Origin of the sequence: Prevotella sp. TCVGH, from assembly GCF_023522295.1 — a bacterium.
Lineage (GTDB): Bacteria > Bacteroidota > Bacteroidia > Bacteroidales > Bacteroidaceae > Prevotella > Prevotella timonensis.
Map to the genome: position 1 here is coordinate 1 of NZ_QFFX01000122.1, position 2,740 is coordinate 2,740.

Sequence of the window (2,740 nt, forward strand, 5' to 3'; positions counted from 1 at the left end):
TAAGTGAATGATAATGAACAGTTAATAAATTACAAATATTTTCCAATTATTTGGAAAGCAACATAGAAGATATGAAGTTAATTCTATCAGGGAAATGGAAGATATTTTACCTGACAGTATTATTAAGAAGTTTTCGCGCCCATTCCTTCATATATGCGATTTGGGGTGTATTCAATATGGTCTTCTTAGAAATGCACTAAAAGGTATTTTCTGTATTAATGCAATAACCTTCAGAAAAGAAGAAGTTGCATACATCAAGCATGGGAAAGATGACTGGGTTGAAATTACATTAAAAGATGGTACAAAAGTAACACCTCGAAATGAGGATGAAAATTTAATCATCCGCTGGTGCTTCGGAGGCAATCCTTCAGGAGTCCATTATACGAATATCAAAAAACCTGTGGAAACAGAAGAGGATTAAGTAAAGAATAAAAAAAATACCAGAATAAAGTAATATAAACTAAACATATTATTGTATCTTTGCACCGTAAAAGATACATTATGACAAAGTTTACTAAAGCTAACTGGATGACCAGAGCATTACAAGAGAAGTTAAACGTGGTGGGCGAGCAATTCCGCCTTGCCCGATTGCGCCGAGACCTGACGATGGACCAGGTGGCTCAACGTGCGCAATGCACAAGGCTTACCCTATCACGTTTGGAGAAAGGTGAGCCTACAGTGTCTCTCGGTGTGGTAATGCGAGTGCTCAATGCCCTGCAACTCGAAGATGACATTCTTCATTTGGCTAAAGATGATGAGTTAGGACACATGATACAGGACTTGGGTATCAAGAATAAGAAACGAGCTTCAAAAAGATAACACATGGAAAAGTTAGATGTTATAGCCAGTTTCGACTGGATGGATAAAGAAGAGAAAGTTGGCTCTCTTGGGCATGAATACCTAAGAGGTTCTGACGTGTTCTCTTTTGAGTTTGATAAAACATGGCTCAAACGCTATCCCAAGATAGATTTTGGATGTGATCTTCGCCCTTACACTGGCGTACAATATAGCCAGGGCAATCATATCTTCGGTTGCTTCTCTGATACCCTTCCTGACAGATGGGGTCGACGGTTGATAGACCTCCGTGCCTCACTGGAGACAGAAGGGAAAGCAAGCCATACCTTATCTGATTGGGACTATCTCAAAGGTGTGGAAGATGAGATGCGTATGGGTGGTTTCCGCTTTCAAGACCCAACAGACGGTTCATTTATCAGCTCTACCCCCAGTTACAGTGTTCCACCTGCCATACACATTGACGAACTTTTGCAAGCAGCCAAGGAGATTGAGAAAAGCGAATACAAGCATTTGGAGCCTGAAAAGAAATGGGTACAACGACTCTTTCAGCCTGGTTCCTCGATGGGAGGCGCACGTCCGAAGGCTTGTGTGCAAAGTGGCGGTCAGCTTTATCTTGCCAAGTTCCCTTCCATCAATGACGACATCAACGTATCTCAATGGGAACACTTTGCCCATCTGATGGCTAAGGAGTGTGGCATCACCGTAGCAGAAACACAAGTCATCAAAGCTGGCACAGGCCAGGACATACTTCTGTCTAAGCGATTTGACAGAACCGAAGACAACAAGAGAATCCACATGGCTTCCTCGCTCACCGTCCTCGGCCTTACTGACGGCGACGGACAAAGGAATGGCAAAGGCTATTTGGATATAGTGGACTTTATCATTTCAGGCGGTGGCAACCATATAGAGGCTAACTTGGAAGAGCTATACAAGCGAGTGGCCTTCAACATCTGTATTGGCAATACCGACGATCACTTTAGGAATCATGCCTTCCTGCTTGGTAAGGATGGCTGGGAATTGTCCCCTGCCTATGACATGAACCCAACGAACAGTATGTTTCAGGCATTGCTTATCGATGCCAATACAAATGAAAGCTCCCTCAACCACCTTTACAATGCCCATGAGCTTTATATGCTGGATGAGACCACCGCAAGAGGCATTATCATGGATGTAACAAGGAACATGAAGTATTGGGAGAGTATGGCAGAGGACATAGGACTTCCCCGACGAGAGATAACATACTTCACAGATCGTTTTGAACAGGGTATGGAATTTCAATATGGAGCAGGTCTTCGTCGATGAGATTAAATTAGGGAGGCATTCTATCTGCCTCCCATTTTGCTTATACTGTATTAAAACATCATTCATGCTTTTATGCAAGATAACTTAACATAAAAGCAAAACAACAAATAAGCATAAAAACAAAATATATACTTTCCAAGCAAGCATAAAGTTTGCCAAACAAGAAATTTGATTTTATGTAAAACAAAAAATCATGCCTTTTTTCTTGCAACATTGGCCGACTTTTTCTATCTTTGCAACATCATATTAATTGCTCTCCCCCTTTGTTCGGGTGTCAAGGCAGACTTGTACTGTTGTGAGCGAATTACATGTTATGGGGTCCCTCTCCAATGGGTATTTGCCCAAGTGACCTACCAAACTATGGAGATTGTTGTTTTAGCAGGTTTTCTTTAAAACCGCAACAATCACGCCCTAAGTGGGTGCATAGTTTAGTAACGTGTATTTAAATATGATAAAAATGAAGAAAAATTATTTTTTGATTGCAGCAATGGCAGCGAGTCTATCTTTGCCAGTGTCCTTTACCTCGTGTGGTTCTAACGGCTACGATGACGGTATTGAAGCTATTGAGGGTCAGTCGTAAAACCCAGTTGCACCCCTCCTCTCATGCACATAATTTCATAAGCCTGTAAAGGAAGAAAGGAAT

Annotated in this window: 3 protein-coding genes; all 3 read left to right on the forward strand. The window is 41.7% G+C overall.

Annotated elements, in window-relative coordinates; genetic code table 11:
* Window positions 1–94 precede the first annotated feature (94 nt).
* On the forward strand, window positions 95–421 hold the full coding sequence (locus DEM91_RS12330) for a hypothetical protein (RefSeq protein ID WP_249859100.1): 327 nt from the start codon (window positions 95–97) through the stop codon (window positions 419–421).
* Between the two features lie 80 nt (window positions 422–501).
* Window positions 502–819 carry a helix-turn-helix domain-containing protein gene (locus DEM91_RS12335; protein ID WP_036864224.1) on the forward strand — a complete coding sequence of 106 codons (318 nt, stop codon included), beginning with the start codon at window positions 502–504 and terminating at the stop codon, window positions 817–819.
* A gap of 3 nt (window positions 820–822) precedes the next feature.
* Window positions 823–2,097 carry a type II toxin-antitoxin system HipA family toxin gene (locus DEM91_RS12340; protein ID WP_249859101.1) on the forward strand — a complete coding sequence of 425 codons (1,275 nt, stop codon included), beginning with the start codon at window positions 823–825 and terminating at the stop codon, window positions 2,095–2,097.
* Window positions 2,098–2,740: the final 643 nt, after the last annotated feature.

Bases quoted from the DNA above. Each gene is read 5' to 3' on its own strand.
- DEM91_RS12330 (WP_249859100.1), top strand. From the start codon at position 95: ATGGAAGATATTTTACCTGACAGTATTATTAAGAAGTTTTCGCGCCCA.
- DEM91_RS12335 (WP_036864224.1), top strand. From the start codon at position 502: ATGACAAAGTTTACTAAAGCTAACTGGATGACCAGAGCATTACAAGAG.
- DEM91_RS12340 (WP_249859101.1), top strand. From the start codon at position 823: ATGGAAAAGTTAGATGTTATAGCCAGTTTCGACTGGATGGATAAAGAA.